At 65.7% G+C, this 14,564-nt stretch carries 16 protein-coding genes and 2 pseudogenes; 6 read left to right on the plus strand and 12 right to left on the minus strand.

The window, feature by feature from the left end; genetic code table 11:
- Positions 1 to 255 (plus strand): annotated as a pseudogene (locus N878_RS24640) (allophanate hydrolase); the annotation flags it as partial.
- 22 nt (positions 256 to 277) lie between these two features.
- On the opposite strand, the gene N878_RS24645 reads toward N878_RS24640, so the two are convergent.
- Positions 278 to 820 (minus strand): YaeQ family protein, encoded by a 543-nt coding sequence (locus N878_RS24645; RefSeq protein WP_021446137.1) that lies wholly within the window; start codon positions 818 to 820, stop codon positions 278 to 280.
- A gap of 132 nt (positions 821 to 952) precedes the next feature.
- Here N878_RS24645 and N878_RS24650 point away from each other — a divergent pair, with 132 nt between their 5' ends.
- Positions 953 to 2,152 (plus strand): CaiB/BaiF CoA-transferase family protein, encoded by a 1,200-nt coding sequence (locus N878_RS24650; protein WP_021446138.1) that lies wholly within the window; start codon positions 953 to 955, stop codon positions 2,150 to 2,152.
- Positions 2,153 to 2,156: 4 nt separating this feature from the next.
- Positions 2,157 to 2,408: a hypothetical protein gene (locus N878_RS24655; protein ID WP_021446139.1), complete on the plus strand. Its 252-nt coding sequence runs from the start codon at positions 2,157 to 2,159 to the stop codon at positions 2,406 to 2,408.
- Between the two features lie 104 nt (positions 2,409 to 2,512).
- Here N878_RS24655 and thrC read toward each other — a convergent pair whose 3' ends face one another.
- From thrC to xerD, 4 genes are all read right to left on the minus strand, one after another.
- On the minus strand, positions 2,513 to 3,922 hold the full coding sequence (thrC, locus tag N878_RS24660; RefSeq protein ID WP_021446140.1) for a threonine synthase: 1,410 nt from the start codon (positions 3,920 to 3,922) through the stop codon (positions 2,513 to 2,515).
- A gap of 57 nt (positions 3,923 to 3,979) precedes the next feature.
- Complete coding sequence (locus N878_RS24665; protein ID WP_031304079.1) at positions 3,980 to 5,284, minus strand: homoserine dehydrogenase; 1,305 nt, start codon at positions 5,282 to 5,284, stop codon at positions 3,980 to 3,982.
- A 102-nt stretch (positions 5,285 to 5,386) separates the two neighbouring features.
- On the minus strand, positions 5,387 to 6,112 hold the full coding sequence (locus N878_RS24670; RefSeq protein WP_021446142.1) for a thioredoxin fold domain-containing protein: 726 nt from the start codon (positions 6,110 to 6,112) through the stop codon (positions 5,387 to 5,389).
- 92 nt (positions 6,113 to 6,204) lie between these two features.
- Positions 6,205 to 7,101, minus strand: coding sequence for a site-specific tyrosine recombinase XerD (gene xerD, locus N878_RS24675; RefSeq protein WP_021446143.1), 897 nt, complete (start codon positions 7,099 to 7,101; stop codon positions 6,205 to 6,207).
- A gap of 208 nt (positions 7,102 to 7,309) precedes the next feature.
- Between xerD and N878_RS24680 the strand changes: the two genes are divergently transcribed.
- Positions 7,310 to 7,990 (plus strand): hypothetical protein, encoded by a 681-nt coding sequence (locus tag N878_RS24680; protein WP_031304082.1) that lies wholly within the window; start codon positions 7,310 to 7,312, stop codon positions 7,988 to 7,990.
- Here N878_RS24680 and N878_RS24685 read toward each other — a convergent pair.
- The 6 genes from N878_RS24685 to ffh form a co-directional block, all read right to left on the minus strand.
- Positions 7,974 to 8,411 (minus strand): acyl-CoA thioesterase, encoded by a 438-nt coding sequence (locus N878_RS24685; RefSeq protein WP_021446145.1) that lies wholly within the window; start codon positions 8,409 to 8,411, stop codon positions 7,974 to 7,976. The genes N878_RS24680 and N878_RS24685 overlap by 17 nt on opposite strands.
- 115 nt (positions 8,412 to 8,526) lie before the next feature.
- On the minus strand, positions 8,527 to 8,877 hold the full coding sequence (gene rplS, locus N878_RS24690; RefSeq protein ID WP_021446146.1) for a 50S ribosomal protein L19: 351 nt from the start codon (positions 8,875 to 8,877) through the stop codon (positions 8,527 to 8,529).
- 42 nt (positions 8,878 to 8,919) lie between these two features.
- Positions 8,920 to 9,663, minus strand: a complete 744-nt coding sequence (gene trmD / locus N878_RS24695) for a tRNA (guanosine(37)-N1)-methyltransferase TrmD (RefSeq protein ID WP_021446147.1) — start codon at positions 9,661 to 9,663, stop codon at positions 8,920 to 8,922.
- 5 nt (positions 9,664 to 9,668) lie between these two features.
- Positions 9,669 to 10,205, minus strand: a complete 537-nt coding sequence (gene rimM / locus N878_RS24700; protein ID WP_021446148.1) for a ribosome maturation factor RimM — start codon at positions 10,203 to 10,205, stop codon at positions 9,669 to 9,671.
- A gap of 8 nt (positions 10,206 to 10,213) precedes the next feature.
- Positions 10,214 to 10,465: a 30S ribosomal protein S16 gene (gene rpsP / locus N878_RS24705; RefSeq protein ID WP_003246162.1), complete on the minus strand. Its 252-nt coding sequence runs from the start codon at positions 10,463 to 10,465 to the stop codon at positions 10,214 to 10,216.
- A gap of 141 nt (positions 10,466 to 10,606) precedes the next feature.
- Complete coding sequence (gene ffh / locus N878_RS24710; protein WP_021446149.1) at positions 10,607 to 11,983, minus strand: signal recognition particle protein; 1,377 nt, start codon at positions 11,981 to 11,983, stop codon at positions 10,607 to 10,609.
- 158 nt (positions 11,984 to 12,141) lie between these two features.
- Between ffh and N878_RS24715 the strand changes: the two genes are divergently transcribed.
- Both N878_RS24715 and N878_RS24720 read left to right on the plus strand, forming a co-directional pair.
- Entirely contained in the window at positions 12,142 to 12,942 is an 801-nt protein-coding gene (locus N878_RS24715; RefSeq protein ID WP_021446150.1) for an inner membrane protein YpjD, read from the plus strand.
- 10 nt (positions 12,943 to 12,952) lie between these two features.
- The gene (locus tag N878_RS24720; RefSeq protein WP_021446151.1) at positions 12,953 to 14,239 is read left to right on the plus strand and encodes an HlyC/CorC family transporter; all 1,287 of its coding nucleotides are present in this window, start codon (positions 12,953 to 12,955) and stop codon (positions 14,237 to 14,239) included.
- Here N878_RS24720 and N878_RS24725 read toward each other — a convergent pair.
- A pseudogene (locus tag N878_RS24725) lies at positions 14,211 to 14,564 on the minus strand (SGNH/GDSL hydrolase family protein); the annotation flags it as partial. The gene N878_RS24720 and the pseudogene N878_RS24725 overlap by 29 nt on opposite strands.

A 14,564-nucleotide genomic window follows, 5' to 3' on the forward strand; every position in this document is an offset into this window, starting at 1 on the left:
CAGTGCGCGCGCCGGTCGATGGTGTCCGAGGGCGTGCCACTGGGGGCGATCCAGGTGCCCAGCGACGGCCAGCCCATCGTCCTGCTCAACGACCGCCAGACCATCGGCGGCTACCCGCGCCTGGGCGCCCTCACCCCGCTGGCGGTGGCGCGTCTGGCGCAATGCCTGCCTGGCAGTCGGGTGCGCCTGTGGCCCATCGCCCTCGACGAGGCGCAGCGTCAGCAGCGTCGCATACTGGCGCAGTGGTGCGCCTGAGCAACCGCTCCCGCAAGCCGCCTCAGCCGCGCTCGCCGGCCAGCCACTCCAGGGGAATCTCGTGCTGGCCACGCTCGTCGGTGACGAACAGCTCGCCGTCGCTGATCATCAGGCTCCAGGACAGCGAGCGCGGCAGGTCCAGCGCCAGGTCGGCCAAGGCCTCCTGGCCGAGGGCGACTACGTTGATGTTCTTCAGGCTGCGCACCGGGTCCAGTTCCTTGCTCTGCCACACGCGCAGATTGCCGTAGGCCACCAGGCTGAACTTCTCGGTACGCCGCGAGCACCAGGTGATGCGCTCGCTGTCCGGCTGGCCGACCTCGATCCAGTGCAGCACGCGGCCATCCAGGCTCTTCTCCCACAGCGCCGGCTCGTCGACGTCCGACAGGCCGCGGCCGAAGGCCAGTTGCTCGTGATAGAACAGCGCGTAAGCGATCAGCCGCGCGGCCAGGCGCTCCTCGGTCTCCGAAGGGTGACGGGCGACGGTGAAACGCAGGCTCTCGTAGACGCTGCGGTCCATGTCGGTGAGGTTCAGGTCGATCTTGTAGGTGGTCGATGGCAGGGCCATGGCGGGCTTCTTGGCTGGTCGTAAAGGCGGCAAGTCTACCCTGATCCTTCGGCCAGTGCCCTAGCGATGCGCCCGTGGCCAGGCCACCGCCAATGCAATAGGCTTGCAGGCATTGCAACCACAGGAGCCACCATGAGCGCGCCCAGCAAACCCCTCGCCGGCCTGAAAGTGATCGAACTCGGCAGTCTGATCGCCGGCCCCTTCGCCGCGCGCATCTGCGCCGAGTTCGGCGCCGAGGTGATCAAGGTGGAATCGCCCGACGGCGGCGACCCGCTGCGCAAGTGGCGCAAGCTCTACGAGGGCACCTCGCTGTGGTGGTTCGTGCAGGCGCGCAACAAGCGCTCGATCACCCTTAACCTCAAGCACCCGCAGGGCCTGGAGGTGCTGAAACAGCTGCTGGCGGACGCCGATATCCTGATCGAGAACTTCCGCCCCGGCGTGCTGGAGAAGCTCGGCCTGGGCTGGGACGTGCTGCACGCGCTGAACCCCAAGCTGGTGATGGTGCGCCTGTCCGGCTTCGGCCAGAGCGGGCCGCTGAAGGATCAGCCGGGCTTCGGTGCGGTCGGCGAGTCCATGGGCGGGCTGCGCTATATCACCGGCTTCGAGGACCGCCCGCCGGTGCGCACCGGCATCAGCATCGGCGATTCCATCGCCGCGCTGTGGGGCGTGATCGGCGCACTGATGGCGCTGCGCCAACGCGAGGTCAACGGTGGCAGCGGCCAGGTGGTGGACGTGGCGCTGTACGAGGCGGTGTTCGCCATGATGGAGTCGATGGTGCCGGAGTTCGACGTGTTCGGCTTCGTGCGCGAGCGCAGCGGCAATATCATGCCCGGCATCACCCCCTCCTCCATCCACACCTGCGCCGACGGCCGGCATATCCAGATCGGCGCCAACGGCGATGCGATCTTCCAGCGCTTTATGCGCGCCATCGACCGTGCCGATCTGGCCGAAGCCCCGGACCTGGCCGACAACGCCGGGCGCGATGCGCGGCGCGACGAGCTGTACGGGGTGATCGACCGCTGGGCGGCGAGCCTGCCGCTGAGCGAGGTGGAAGCGCTGCTCAAGCGCGCCGAGGTGCCGGCCAGCCGCATCTACTCGGCGGCGGACATGCTCGACGACCCGCAGTTTCTCGCCCGCGAGATGTTCCTTTCGGCCAAGCTCCCCGACGGCAAGGCGTTCAAGATGCCCGGCATAGTGCCCAAGCTGTCCGACACCCCCGGCTCGGTGGAATGGACCGGCCCGGCACTGGGCGAGCACAACGACCAGGTGCTCGCCAGCCTGGGCTACGACGCCGCGCAGATCACCGCGCTGCGCGATTCGGGCGCGATCTGAGGCCGTGGACGAGCTGCCGGAGGAGGTACGCCGCCTGCTGCGCCTGGAGCAGCGCGAGGCGGCCATCGAGCTGCTGCGCCTGCGTCAGCGCCTGAGCGAGGAAGAGGCGACCCGGCGCGTTGATCTGTATCTGGAAGAGAATCCACCGATTCGCCCGCGCGGGCCGGCCATCCTCCTCGCCAGTAGGCTCAACGCCCTGATCTGGCTGGCGCTGATCGGCCTGAGCGCACTGCTGGCACTGATCTTCGGCGGCTGACTCGGCCATCGACCCCGGGGATCGCTGCGCTCGGGTCGAGGCGCCAGCCAGCAAAACGAAACCGGCGCCACGAGGGCGCCGGTTTGCATTGCCAGGGATGACGCTTACAGCGGCTTGCCGCGGTTGCCGTGAGCGGCGACGAACTGCTGCACGGTCTTCAGGTCGTTGGCCAGCACGGTGCAGCGCTCCTCGCGCTGGAACAGGTCGGCCAGGTGCGGCGGCAACGCCGGCACCGCGTCGATGCCAGCCTTTTCCACCGCTTCGGGAAACTTGACCGGGTGCGCGGTGCCCAGCACCACCATGGGCGTGGCCAGGCTGCGCCGGCATTCGCGGGCGGCGCGCACGCCGATGGCGGTGTGCGGGTCGAGCAGCTCGCCGCACTCGGCATAGACCTCGGCGATGGTCTCGCAGGTCTGCGCGTCGTCCACCGCCAGCGAATCGAACAGCTTGCGCGCCTCGGTCCAGCGATCGTCCTCGACACTGAAGCCGCCGCCCTGCTTGAAGGTTTCCATCAGCCCGGCGATGGCGGCGCCGTTGCGGCCATGCAGGTCGAACAGCAGGCGCTCGAAGTTGGACGACACCATGATGTCCATCGACGGCGACAGGGTCGGATGCAGGGTGTCCTTGACGTAGCGGTTGCCGGACATAAAGCGGTGCAGGATGTCGTTGCGGTTGGTGGCGACGATCAGTTGGCTGACCGGCAGGCCCATATTGCGAGCCAAATACCCCGCAAAAATGTCGCCGAAGTTGCCGGTCGGCACCGAGAAGGCGATGGAGCGAGCCGGCGCGCCGAGCTGCAGTGCGGCGTGGAAGTAGTAGACGATCTGGGCCATGATCCGCGCCCAGTTGATCGAGTTGACCGCCACCAGGCGGGTACCCTTGAGGAAGCCCTGGTCGGCGAAGCTGGCCTTGACCATCTCCTGGCAGTCGTCGAAATTGCCCTCGATGGCGATGTTGTGGATGTTCTCACCGAGGATGGTGGTCATCTGCCGGCGCTGCACTTCAGACACACGGTTGTGCGGGTGCATGATGAAGATGTCGACGTTGTCGCAGGCCTTGCAGCCTTCGATGGCCGCCGAGCCGGTATCGCCGCTGGTGGCGCCCATGATCACCACGCGCTCACCGCGCTTGGCCAGCACATGGTCGAGCAGGCGGCCGAGCAGCTGCAGGGCGAAGTCCTTGAACGCCAGGGTCGGGCCGTGGAACAGCTCCAGCACCCACTCGTTGCCGTTGAGCTGGCGCAGCGGCGCCACAGCGTTGTGGGCGAACACGCCGTAGGTTTCCTCGAGAATCTTCTTGAAGTCGGCGTCAGCGATGCTGCCAGCAACGAACGGGCGCATCACCCGGAACGCCAGCTCATGATAGGGCAGGCCGGCCCAGGAGGCGATTTCCTCGACGGTGAAACGCGGCAGATTTTCCGGCACGTAGAGGCCGCCGTCGCTGGCCAGGCCAGCCAGCAGCACGTCTTCGAAATTCAGGGCCGGCGCCTGGCCGCGAGTACTGATATAGCGCATGGGATAAACCTTCGTTCTACTGCACCCGCAGGCCAAGACCTGCGGGCGGACACGGGATTAGTTGAGCTGCTCGACGCGGATACGGACGATGGGCGAGGCCACGCCGTCCAGCGCTTCCATGGCGGCGATGGCATCGAGGATACTCGCCTCCTCCACGCGATGGGTGACCAGGATCATCGGCACCAGGCCGTCCTGCTCCTCGACTTCCTTCTGCATGATCGACTCGATGTTGATGCCGCGCTCGGAGAGGATGCTCGCCACCTGGGCCAGCACGCCCGGATGGTCCTTGGCCTGGATGCGCAGGTAGTAGGCGCTCTCGCACTGCTCGATGGGCAGGATCGGGTGATCGGACAGCGAATCCGGCTGGAAGGCCAGGTGCGGCACGCGGTTGGTCGGGTCGGTGGTCAGCGCACGCACCACGTCGACCAGGTCGGCCACCACCGCCGAGGCGGTCGGCTCCATGCCGGCGCCGGCACCGTAATACAGGGTGCTGCCCACGGCATCGCCATTGACCATCACCGCGTTCATCACGCCGTTGACATTGGCGATCAGGCGATCGGCCGGGATCAGCGTCGGGTGCACGCGCAGCTCGAAACCGGCCTCGGTACGGCGGGCCACGCCCAGGTGCTTGATGCGATAGCCCAGCGCCTCGGCGTAGTTGACGTCCGCCGTGGTCAGGCGGGTGATGCCTTCGGTGTAGGCCTTGTCGAACTGCAGCGGGATACCGAAGGCGATGGAGGCGAGAATGGTCAGCTTGTGCGCGGCGTCGATGCCCTCGACGTCGAAGGTCGGGTCGGCCTCGGCGTAGCCCAACGCCTGGGCTTCCTTGAGCACGTCGTCGAAGGCGCGGCCCTTCTCGCGCATTTCGGTCAGGATGAAGTTGCCGGTGCCGTTGATGATCCCGGCCAACCAGTTGATGCGGTTGGCGGCGAGGCCCTCGCGGATCGCCTTGATCACCGGAATGCCGCCGGCCACGGCGGCCTCGAAGGCGACGATCACGCCCTTCTCGCGCGCCTTGGCGAAGATCTCGTTGCCATGCACGGCGATCAGCGCCTTGTTGGCGGTGACCACGTGCTTGCCGTTGTCGATGGCCTTGAGCACCAGATCGCGGGCCAGGGTGTAGCCACCGATCAGCTCGATGACGATATCGATCTCGGGATTGCTCGCGACGGCGAACACGTCATTGGTGGTGGCGATGCCGGTAATGTCGTACTGCGGCTTGGGCGAGCGAATGGCGATCTGGGCAATCTCGATGCCGCGACCGGCGCGCCGGGTAATTTCCTCGGCGTTGCGCTTGAGTACATTCAAGGTACCGCCACCGACGGTACCCAACCCACAGATGCCCACTTTGACCGGCTTCACACTCAATTCCCCATCAGCACTGCGTAAAACGGCCGGAGCATGCTCCGGCCGCCGAAAAGAGCCGCACATTACGAAGCGGCTGTTTGTTAGTCAATCCACGGCTCAGTTGGACTCCAGGGCGATCTTGGCCAGCTGCGGCGCCGGCTGATAGCCCGGGATCATCTTGCCATTGGCCAGGACGATGGCCGGCGTGCCGTTGACCCCGATCATCTGCCCCAGCTGGTACTGCTTGGCCACCGGGTTGTCGCAGTTGGCCTCGGGCACCGGCTGGCGGGTCTTGGCCAGGTTCATCGCCTCCTGCGGATCCTTGGCGCACCAGACATTGACCAGCTCCTTGGCCGCCGGACTGTTCAGCCCCTGACGCGGAAAGGCCAGGTAACGTACCTCGACGCCCAGGCGGTTGAGCTCGGGTACCTCGCTGTGCAGCTTCTGGCAGTAGCCGCAGTCGGTGTCGGTGAACACGGTGATATGGGTCTTCTTGTCCTGAGCTGCGAATACCACCATCTCCTCGACCGGGATGGCGTTGACCTGCTTGGCCACCGCGCGACTTTCCTCGATCTCGGTGAGGTTGATCGCCTTGCCGTCCTTGACCTGGAACAGGTAGCCCTGCAAGAGGAACTGGCCGTCGGCACTGGTGTAGAGCTGGCGCCCGCCCTTGAGCTGAACCTGATAGATGCCCGGCATCGGGCTCTCGGCGATGGCCTCGATCGGCAGGCGTGCATCCAGCGAGGTCAGGCTCTGGCGGATGGCCTGATCGGGATCGGCGGCCAGGCTGAGACTGCTGCCCAGCACCAGCGCCAGAGCAACGGAAATACGGGTCAGGGACATGAACACTCCTGTCGAACGAGGGACGGGCGAAGATCGATACAGCCTACCACAGATGGCCGGCCAGGCAGCTCGCTGACGACCGGACGGCAGGCCTAGCCACGCGGATGGTGCAGCGCGTGCAACTCCTGCAGGCGCGCCCTGGCGATATGGGTGTAGATCTGCGTGGTGGACAGGTCGCTATGGCCCAGCAGCATCTGCACCACGCGCAGGTCGGCGCCATGGTTGAGCAGGTGGGTGGCGAAGGCATGGCGCAGGGTGTGCGGCGACAGCGGCTTGGCGATGCCGGCCACCCGGGCCTGATGCTTGATCCGGTGCCAGAAGGTCTGGCGGGTCATCTGCTCGCCACGCAGACTGGGGAACAGCACGTCGCTGGGCTTGCCGCCGAGCAGCAGCGGGCGCGCCTCGCGGCTGTAGCGCTCGATCCAGGCGATGGCCTCCTCGCCCAGCGGCACCAGGCGTTCCTTGCTGCCCTTGCCGAACACCCGCAGCACGCCCTGGCGCAAATTGACCTGCTCCAGGCTCAACGAGACCAGCTCGGTCACCCGCAGGCCACAAGCATACAGCACCTCGAGCATGGCGCGGTCGCGCAGGCCGATGGGGTCGTCCAGATCCGGCGCCTGCAGCAGCGCCTCGACGTCCGCCTCGGACAGCGACTTGGGCAGCGGCCGGCCGATCTGCGGCAACTCGACCTGCAGGCTGGGGTCTTCGCCGATCAGCCCCTCGCGCAGCAGAAAGCGGTAGAAGCCGCGCAGCCCGGAGAGAAAACGCGCGGTGGAGCGCGCCTGATAGCCCTGCTCCAGGCGCCAGGCCAGGTGATCGAGCAGCGCCTCGCGGCCGATCTGCGCAAGCGCCAGGCCGCGCGCGTCGAGCCAGGCGTTGAAGTGTTCCAGGTCGCTGCGGTAGGCGGCGCGGGTATGGGCGGACAGCCCCTTCTCGAACCACTGGGCCTCGAGGAAACGCTCGATCAAGGGATGGGACAGGGTGGCCATGAGGACTCTTCGCAGGCAGAGGGCGCCTAGTGTTCCACAGCCGAGACCGACAGGACGAGTGCAACCAATGGAAACAGGCGGACAACCGTCGGTCGGTCATCGCGCCGCGTCATACGACCAGTGGCCCGGCAAGCCTATCCTTGGTTGGGTGACAGCCGGAGTGGGCGGCGCCATGATTGCACCCTGCCATCACGCCACCGGTAGCGCCATGCCCAATCACGCCCACTCCCGTCTCGGCCAGATCCTGATCAACAAGGGCCTGATCACCCCCGCACAGCTGGACGCGGCGATCAAAGTGCAACTCGTCAGCCACAAGCGCCTGGGCGAAGTACTGATCGAGCAAGGGCTGCTGACCCAGAAGCAGCTGAGCAAGGCCCTGAAGAAGCAGAGCAACTTGCGCCTGGCCGCCACCCTGGTGGCCGCCCTGATGAGCCCCTTTCAGATGGCCAGCGCCGACATCCAGCGGCTGCAGCCGCCCAGCAGCATCAGCCGCCAGGAGACCGCGCAGGGCATGCAGGCGCTGAGCGACACGGAAATGAGCGCGGTCAGCGCCCAGGGCCTGGACGACGCCCTGCAGGGTCTGCTGCTGCGCGCCGAAAGCGGCGACGGCCTGGGCACGGTCAAGCAGCTGGCCAAGCTGGTGATGCCGGCGCTGGACAACCTGGATGCCGAGACCGGCCTGCGCGACGTGCAGTACGACACCAGCAAGCTGCGTTCGACACTGAACGACGACGGCTCGTTCAACGTCAACCTGCCCAGCTCCATCGGCGAACTGCGCTTCGACAATATCCGCGTCAAGGACGCCCCCGCCGGACAGAGCTTCGGCAGCCTCAGCCTGCACAACATCGACCTGTCGCAGGCCAGCCTGAAGATCAGCCTGCGTCCCTGACGCCCGCCTCCGGCGCAAAGCCCGGCAGCACCGGCACCGGCTTCTGCCGCTCGTCGACCGCGACGAAACTGAAACTGCCACTGATGGCGTGCTCGCGCCCTTCCTGATACAGCCCCTCGACGAACACCTCGACCGCAACCTTGAGGCTGGTGTTGCCCACCTTGCTCACCCGCCCGACCAGCTCGACGATGGAGCCGGCCGGAATCGCATGCTTGAAGTCGATGCGGTCGCTGGACACGGTGACCAGCGGCAAGCGGCAGAACCGCGTGGCGGCGATAAAGGACACCTCGTCCATCCAGGCCAGCGCCGTGCCGCCGAACAGAGTGTTGTGGTGATTGGTACTCGGCGGGAACACCGCCTTGGTCACGCGGGTTTCCGACAGCGCGATGCGCCGCTGGATTTCTTGCTCTCTCGGACTCATGCCACTACTGCTCGCAATCGATGTGGTTCGGCCGGGCCGCGAAACCCGCCGGTCGACGGGCCCAGAAACGAAAAAAGCAGCCCGTAGGCTGCTTCTTTCAGAAAGGCGTCCGAACTTAGGACAGCTTTTCCTTGATGCGCGCGGCTTTGCCGGACAGGTCGCGCAGGTAGTACAGCTTGGCCTTGCGCACGTCGCCGCGACGCTTGACGCTCAGGCTGTCGACCAGCGGCGAGTAGGTCTGGAAGGTACGCTCGACGCCCACACCGCTGGAGATCTTGCGCACGGTGAAGGCGCTGTTCAGGCCGCGGTTACGCTTGGCGATGACTACGCCTTCGAAGGCCTGCAGACGCTGACGGTCGCCTTCCTTCACCTTCACCTGAACGATCACGGTGTCGCCCGGGGCGAAGCTCGGGATTTCTTTGTTCATCTGCTCGGCTTCGAGCATCTGGATAATCTTGTTGGTCATGCTGCGCTCCTAAGACAAGCCTCCCGGCCTGCCATCGATACGTTAACTATCGTCCCGCTGGCGGATGTATTCCTCCAGCAGCTTTTTCTCTTCTCCAGAAAGCGAGCGGCTATCCAGAAGATCGGTGCGACGTTCCCAGGTCCGCCCAAGGGACTGCTGCAAACGCCAGCGCCGGATGTGTTCGTGGTTGCCACTAAGCAACACCTCGGGAACACGTTTATCCGCATACACCTCCGGACGGGTGTAGTGCGGGCAGTCGAGCAGGCCATCCGTAAAGGAGTCCTCCTCGGCCGAATCGGCATGACCCAATGCACCAGGCAAAAGGCGCGTCACCGCGTCGATCAGCACCATGGCCGGCAGCTCGCCACCGGACAGGACGTAGTCGCCAATCGACCATTCCTCGTCGACATGCGTTTCGATGAAACGCTCGTCGATACCTTCGTAACGACCGGCGATCAGGATCAGTGCCTGCTCCTGCGCCAGCTCGCGGACCGCCGCCTGATTCAGACGACGCCCCTGCGGCGACAGGTAGATCACCTTCGCCGCCTCCCCCGCGGCCTGCCTGGCACTGGCCAGGGCGTCCTCGAGAGGCTTGATCTTCATCACCATCCCCGGGCCACCGCCGAAGGGGCGGTCGTCCACCGTATGGTGGCGATCCGTGGTGTAGTCCCGCGGATTCCAGCAGTGCAGCTTGAGCAGCTCCTGCCTGACCGCACGACTGGTGATGCCGTACTCGCCGATGGCGGCAAACATTTCCGGGAACAGGGTGATGACTTCGACGCGCATAGGCCTTAGAAGTCCGCATCCCAGTCGACCCGCATCTCGCCGGCTGCCAGGTCCACCGCCAGCACGCACTGCCCGGTGTAGGGCAACAGGCGCTCGCGCTCGTCCAGGCTGCCCGCGCAGGGCTTGACCACCATCACATCGTTGGCACCGGTCTCGAACAGATGATCGACCACGCCGAGCAACTGCCCCGCCTGATCGACGACCTTCAGACCTTGCAACTGGTACCAGTAGAACTCGCCATCATCCAGGTCGGGCAGCTCGCCACGCGGCACGCAGATCTCGAAACCGGCGTAGGTACGCGCAATCTCGCGATCATCCAGACCTTTCAACTTGGCAACCAGCACCTTGCCTTGCAGGCGGCCGCTGGCCAGTTCCACTTGCTTTACCTCGCCGTCACGCCTGAGCGTCCAGCGCGGGTAATCGAGCACGTTATCGATGGGATCGGTAAAGGAATAGACCTTCACTTCGCCCCTGACGCCGTGCACCGAAACAATCTTGCCGAGAACCACCAGATCCTCGGCGACGGCCGGCGTCGTACTCATAAAAGTGCTTAGGCGGCAGCCTTGGCAGCTTCCTTGAGCAGCTGAGCAACACGCTCAGACGGCTGAGCGCCCTGGCCCAGCCAGTAGGTCGCGCGCTCCTGGTCGACGGACAGACGCACTTCGCCACCGGCAGCGATCGGGTTGAAGAAGCCGATGCGCTCAACGAAACGACCATCGCGCGCATTGCGGCTGTTGGTCACGGTCAGGTGGTAGAAGGGGCGCTTTTTGGAGCCGCCACGAGCAAGACGGATGGTTACCATGTGAACATCGTTCCTGTAGTCGGTGCTAACTTAAGGCACACACTTAAAATGGGCCTAGGCCCGAAAGGCCGCATATTTTAAGGATTATGCGGCGGTTTGCAAATCTCTTTTTCCGCCCGGCCATCGGCCGGGGCGCAGGCCCTAGAATTTCGGCATGCCGCCGCCGGGCAACATGCCGCCCATACCGCGCATCATCTTGGCCATGCCGCCCTTGGCGGTGAATTTCTTCATCATCTTCTGCATCTGCTTGTGCTGCTTGATCAGCCGACCGATGTCCTGCACCTGGGTGCCGGAACCCAGGGCGATACGGCGCTTGCGCGAGCCGCTGATGATATCCGGGTCGCGACGCTCGGCCGGGGTCATCGAATTGATGATCGCCTCCATCTGCTTGAACTGCTTCTCCGCCGCGCCCTGGGCGTTGCCCATCTGCGCCAGGTTGACCCCGCCGATGGACGGCAGCTTGTCCATCAGGCCGCCGAGGCCGCCCATGTTCTTCATCTGCTGCAGCTGGTCGCGGAAGTCCTCGAGATCGAAGCCCTTGCCCTTCTTCAGCTTCTTGGTGAGCTTCTCGGCCTTCTCGCGGTCGAGGGTCTGCTCGGCCTGTTCGATCAGGCTGAGCACGTCGCCCATGCCGAGGATGCGCGAGGCGATACGATCCGGGTGGAAGGGCTCGAGCGCGTCGCTCTTCTCGCCCATGCCGATGAACTTGATCGGCTTGCCGGTGATATGCCGCACCGACAGCGCGGCACCGCCGCGGGCGTCGCCGTCGACCTTGGTCAGCACCACGCCGGTCAGTGGCAGCGCGTCGCTGAAGGCCTTGGCGGTATTGGCGGCGTCCTGGCCGGTCATGGCATCGACCACGAACAGGGTTTCCACCGGCTTGACCGCGGCGTGCAGGGCCTGGATCTCGGCCATCATCTCGGCGTCGATGGCCAGACGACCGGCGGTATCGAGAATGACCACGTCGATGAACTTCAGCTTGGCTTCGCGGATCGCCGCATTGGCGATGTCCACCGGCTTCTGGCTGGCATCGGAGGGGAAGAAGGTCACGCCCAGGTCGCCAGCCAGGGTTTCCAGCTGCTTGATCGCCGCCGGACGGTAGACGTCGGCCGAGACCAGCAACACCGACTTCTTCTTGCGCTCCTTGAGGAACTTGGCCAGCTTGCCGGCAGTGGTGGTCTTGCCCGCCCCCTGCAGGCCGGCCATCAGTACCACGGCCGGCGGCGCGGCATTCAGTGCCAGATCCTCGTTGGCCGCGCCCATCAGCTCTTCCAGCTCGGCGCGGACGATCTTCACGAAGGCCTGGCCCGGGGTCAGGCTCTTCGACACCTCGGTGCCGACCGCGCGGTCCTTGACCTTGGCGACGAAGTCCTTGACCACCGGCAGGGCCACGTCGGCCTCGAGCAGGGCCATGCGCACCTCGCGCAGGGTGTCCTTGATGTTGTCTTCGCTGAGCTTGGCCTTGCCCGTGACGTTACGCAGGGTCTGGGACAGGCGATCGGTAAGATTTTCGAACATGCGCGTTCCTTTGGAAGTGCGGCTCGACCGGAGTCGGGTGTACGACAGGCGGCGGATTATAGCCAAGTCGCCGCGCCACCGACACCGCCAGCGGTCTTTCGTGCGGGCGATCATCTGTGCCACACTCAGCGCCTTTCGGGCTCGCCTTACACGGATTTATGCACCCTCTGCTGCCCAGCCTCGCCGCCGCCTGCCTGTACGCCGGCGCCGCCACCTACCAGGGCCTGCGCCTGACTCAGCGCAGCACCCCCGACAAGCGCCTGCTGGCGTTGCTCGGCGTGCTCGCCCTGTGCTTCCACGGCGGCAGCCTGTTCCTCCAGCTGCACGACGTCCACGGCCTGACCCTGGACTTCTTCAATGCCGCCAGCCTGATCGCCTACGCGGTGATCGCCCTGACCCTGCTGGCCTGCCTGCGCATCCCGGTGGAGAACCTGCTGCTGCTGCTGTTCCCCCTGGGCGGGCTGACCGTGCTGGCCGCCGAGTTCCTGCCCTCGGGCACCATACGCCCGATCGACGAACACCCCGGCATCCTGGCCCATATCCTGCTGTCGATCCTGGCCTACGGCATGCTCACCATCGCCGTGTTCCAGTCGATCCTGCTGCTGCTGCAGGACTATCAGCTCAAGCACAAGCACCCGTCCGGGCTGATCAAGAACTTCCCGCCGCTGCAGACCATGGAGAGCCTGCTGTTCGGTTTCCTCTGGGCCGGCTGGCTGCTGCTGTCGTTGTCGCTGCTGTCCGGCGCGCTGTTTCTCGACGACCTGCTCGCCCAGCACCTGGCGCACAAGACCATCCTTTCCAGCTTCGCCTGGGTGGTGTTCGCCGTGCTGCTGTGGGGTCGCCACCGCTTGGGCTGGCGCGGGCACAAGGCCATTCGCTGGACCCTGGCCGGGTTCTGCCTGCTGATGCTGGCCTACTTCGGCAGCAAGCTGGTGCGCGAATTCATCCTGCACATCTGAGGCGCCTTCCTTGGACGACCTTCATGCGAGCTACCTGCTCGGCCTGCTGATCTTTCTCATCCTCTGCTCGGCGTTCTTCTCCAGCTCCGAGACCGGCATGCTCAGCCTCAACCGCTACCGGCTCAAGCACCTGGCCAAGGAAGGGCACAAGGGCGCCAAGCGGGTGACCCGCCTGCTCGACCGCCCGGACCGCCTGCTCGGCACCATCCTGGTCGGCAACAACGTGGTCAACATCCTCGCCGCCTCCATCGCCACGGTGCTGGCGGTGGACCTGTGGGGCGAGGCCGGCATCGCCATCGCCACCGCCGGCCTGACCATCGTCGTGCTGATCTTCGGCGAGATCACCCCCAAGACCCTGGCCGCGCTGCGCCCGGAACTGGTGGCCTTCCCCGCCAGCCGCCTGCTCAACCTGCTGCAGCGCCTGCTCTACCCGGTGGTCTGGCTGACCAGCGCGATCAGCAACGGCCTGCTGCGCCTGTTCGGCATCGACCCGGCGCAACGCGCCAGCGACAGCCTGTCCACCGAGGAACTGCGCAGCGTGGTGCGCGAATCCGGCGCAGAGCTGCCGAAGAACCGGCAGAACATGCTGCTGGGCATCCTCGACCTGGAACGGGTGACGGTGGACGACATCATGATCCCGCGCAACGAGGTGGCCGGCATCGACCTGGACGACGACCTGGAAAGCATCGTCGGCCAGCTGCGCACCACCCCGCACACCCGCCTGCCGGTGTTCCGCGGCGACATCAACCAGATCGAGGGCGTGGTGCACATGCGCCAGATCGCCCGCCTGCTCAGCCACAACCAGCTGACCAAGGAAGCCCTGCTGGCGGCCTGCCACGAACCCTACTTCGTGCCGGAGAACACCCCGCTGTCGACCCAGCTGATCAACTTCCAGAAGCACAAGCGGCGCATCGGCATAGTGGTCGACGAGTACGGCGAGGTGATCGGCATCGTCACCCTGGAAGACATCCTCGAGGAGATAGTCGGCGACTTCAGCAACCAGGACAGCCTGCGCAGCCCCGACATCCACCCGCAGGACGACGGCACCTACGTGATCGACGGCGCCGCCTACATTCGCGAACTGAACAAGACCCTCGGCTGGCACCTGCCCAGCGAGGGCCCCAAGACCCTCAACGGCCTGATCACCGAGGCGCTGGAGAGCATTCCCGACAGCGCCGTGTGCCTGAAGATCGGCCCCTACCGCCTGGAGATCCTGCAGGCGACGGAGAACCGGGTGAAAAGCGTGCGGGTCTGGCAGACGGAAAAGCTCAAAGCGGACGCCGCAGCAGCGGAGTGAGACGCTCGGCCAGGCCCTCGGCCCACAGCCGGTAACCCAGCGCCGAGGGGTGATAGCCGTCCTCGGCCAGGTAACGCGGCTCGAACGGCAACTCCAGCGCGCAATACTCTGCCCCCAGACACCCACTGAGCCTGCGCAGCTCGGCGTCGAGCAGGCGCGCGCGCCAGCCCATCAGCTGGCGCAGCAGCCAGGGCAAGGCGCTGAAGTGCTGCAACGGCGGCACCGCGCTGAACGCCACCCGCACCCCGCGCCCGCGCAAGCCGTCGGCCATGCCGGCAAGCGCCTGCATCCAGCTCGCACTCGGCGTGAGATGGGTGGTGTCGTT

Origin of the sequence: Pseudomonas sp. EGD-AK9 (assembly GCF_000465935.2) — a bacterium.
Lineage (GTDB): Bacteria > Pseudomonadota > Gammaproteobacteria > Pseudomonadales > Pseudomonadaceae > Aquipseudomonas.

Bases quoted from the DNA above. Each gene is read 5' to 3' on its own strand.
- N878_RS24645 (WP_021446137.1), bottom strand. From the start codon at position 820: ATGGCCCTGCCATCGACCACCTACAAGATCGACCTGAACCTCACCGAC.
- N878_RS24650 (WP_021446138.1), top strand. From the start codon at position 953: ATGAGCGCGCCCAGCAAACCCCTCGCCGGCCTGAAAGTGATCGAACTC.
- thrC (WP_021446140.1), bottom strand. From the start codon at position 3,922: ATGCGCTATATCAGTACTCGCGGCCAGGCGCCGGCCCTGAATTTCGAA.
- N878_RS24670 (WP_021446142.1), bottom strand. From the start codon at position 6,112: ATGTCCCTGACCCGTATTTCCGTTGCTCTGGCGCTGGTGCTGGGCAGC.
- xerD (WP_021446143.1), bottom strand. From the start codon at position 7,101: ATGGCCACCCTGTCCCATCCCTTGATCGAGCGTTTCCTCGAGGCCCAG.
- N878_RS24680 (WP_031304082.1), top strand. From the start codon at position 7,310: ATGCCCAATCACGCCCACTCCCGTCTCGGCCAGATCCTGATCAACAAG.
- N878_RS24685 (WP_021446145.1), bottom strand. From the start codon at position 8,411: ATGAGTCCGAGAGAGCAAGAAATCCAGCGGCGCATCGCGCTGTCGGAA.
- rplS (WP_021446146.1), bottom strand. From the start codon at position 8,877: ATGACCAACAAGATTATCCAGATGCTCGAAGCCGAGCAGATGAACAAA.
- trmD (WP_021446147.1), bottom strand. From the start codon at position 9,663: ATGCGCGTCGAAGTCATCACCCTGTTCCCGGAAATGTTTGCCGCCATC.
- rimM (WP_021446148.1), bottom strand. From the start codon at position 10,205: ATGAGTACGACGCCGGCCGTCGCCGAGGATCTGGTGGTTCTCGGCAAG.
- rpsP (WP_003246162.1), bottom strand. From the start codon at position 10,465: ATGGTAACCATCCGTCTTGCTCGTGGCGGCTCCAAAAAGCGCCCCTTC.
- ffh (WP_021446149.1), bottom strand. From the start codon at position 11,983: ATGTTCGAAAATCTTACCGATCGCCTGTCCCAGACCCTGCGTAACGTC.
- N878_RS24715 (WP_021446150.1), top strand. From the start codon at position 12,142: ATGCACCCTCTGCTGCCCAGCCTCGCCGCCGCCTGCCTGTACGCCGGC.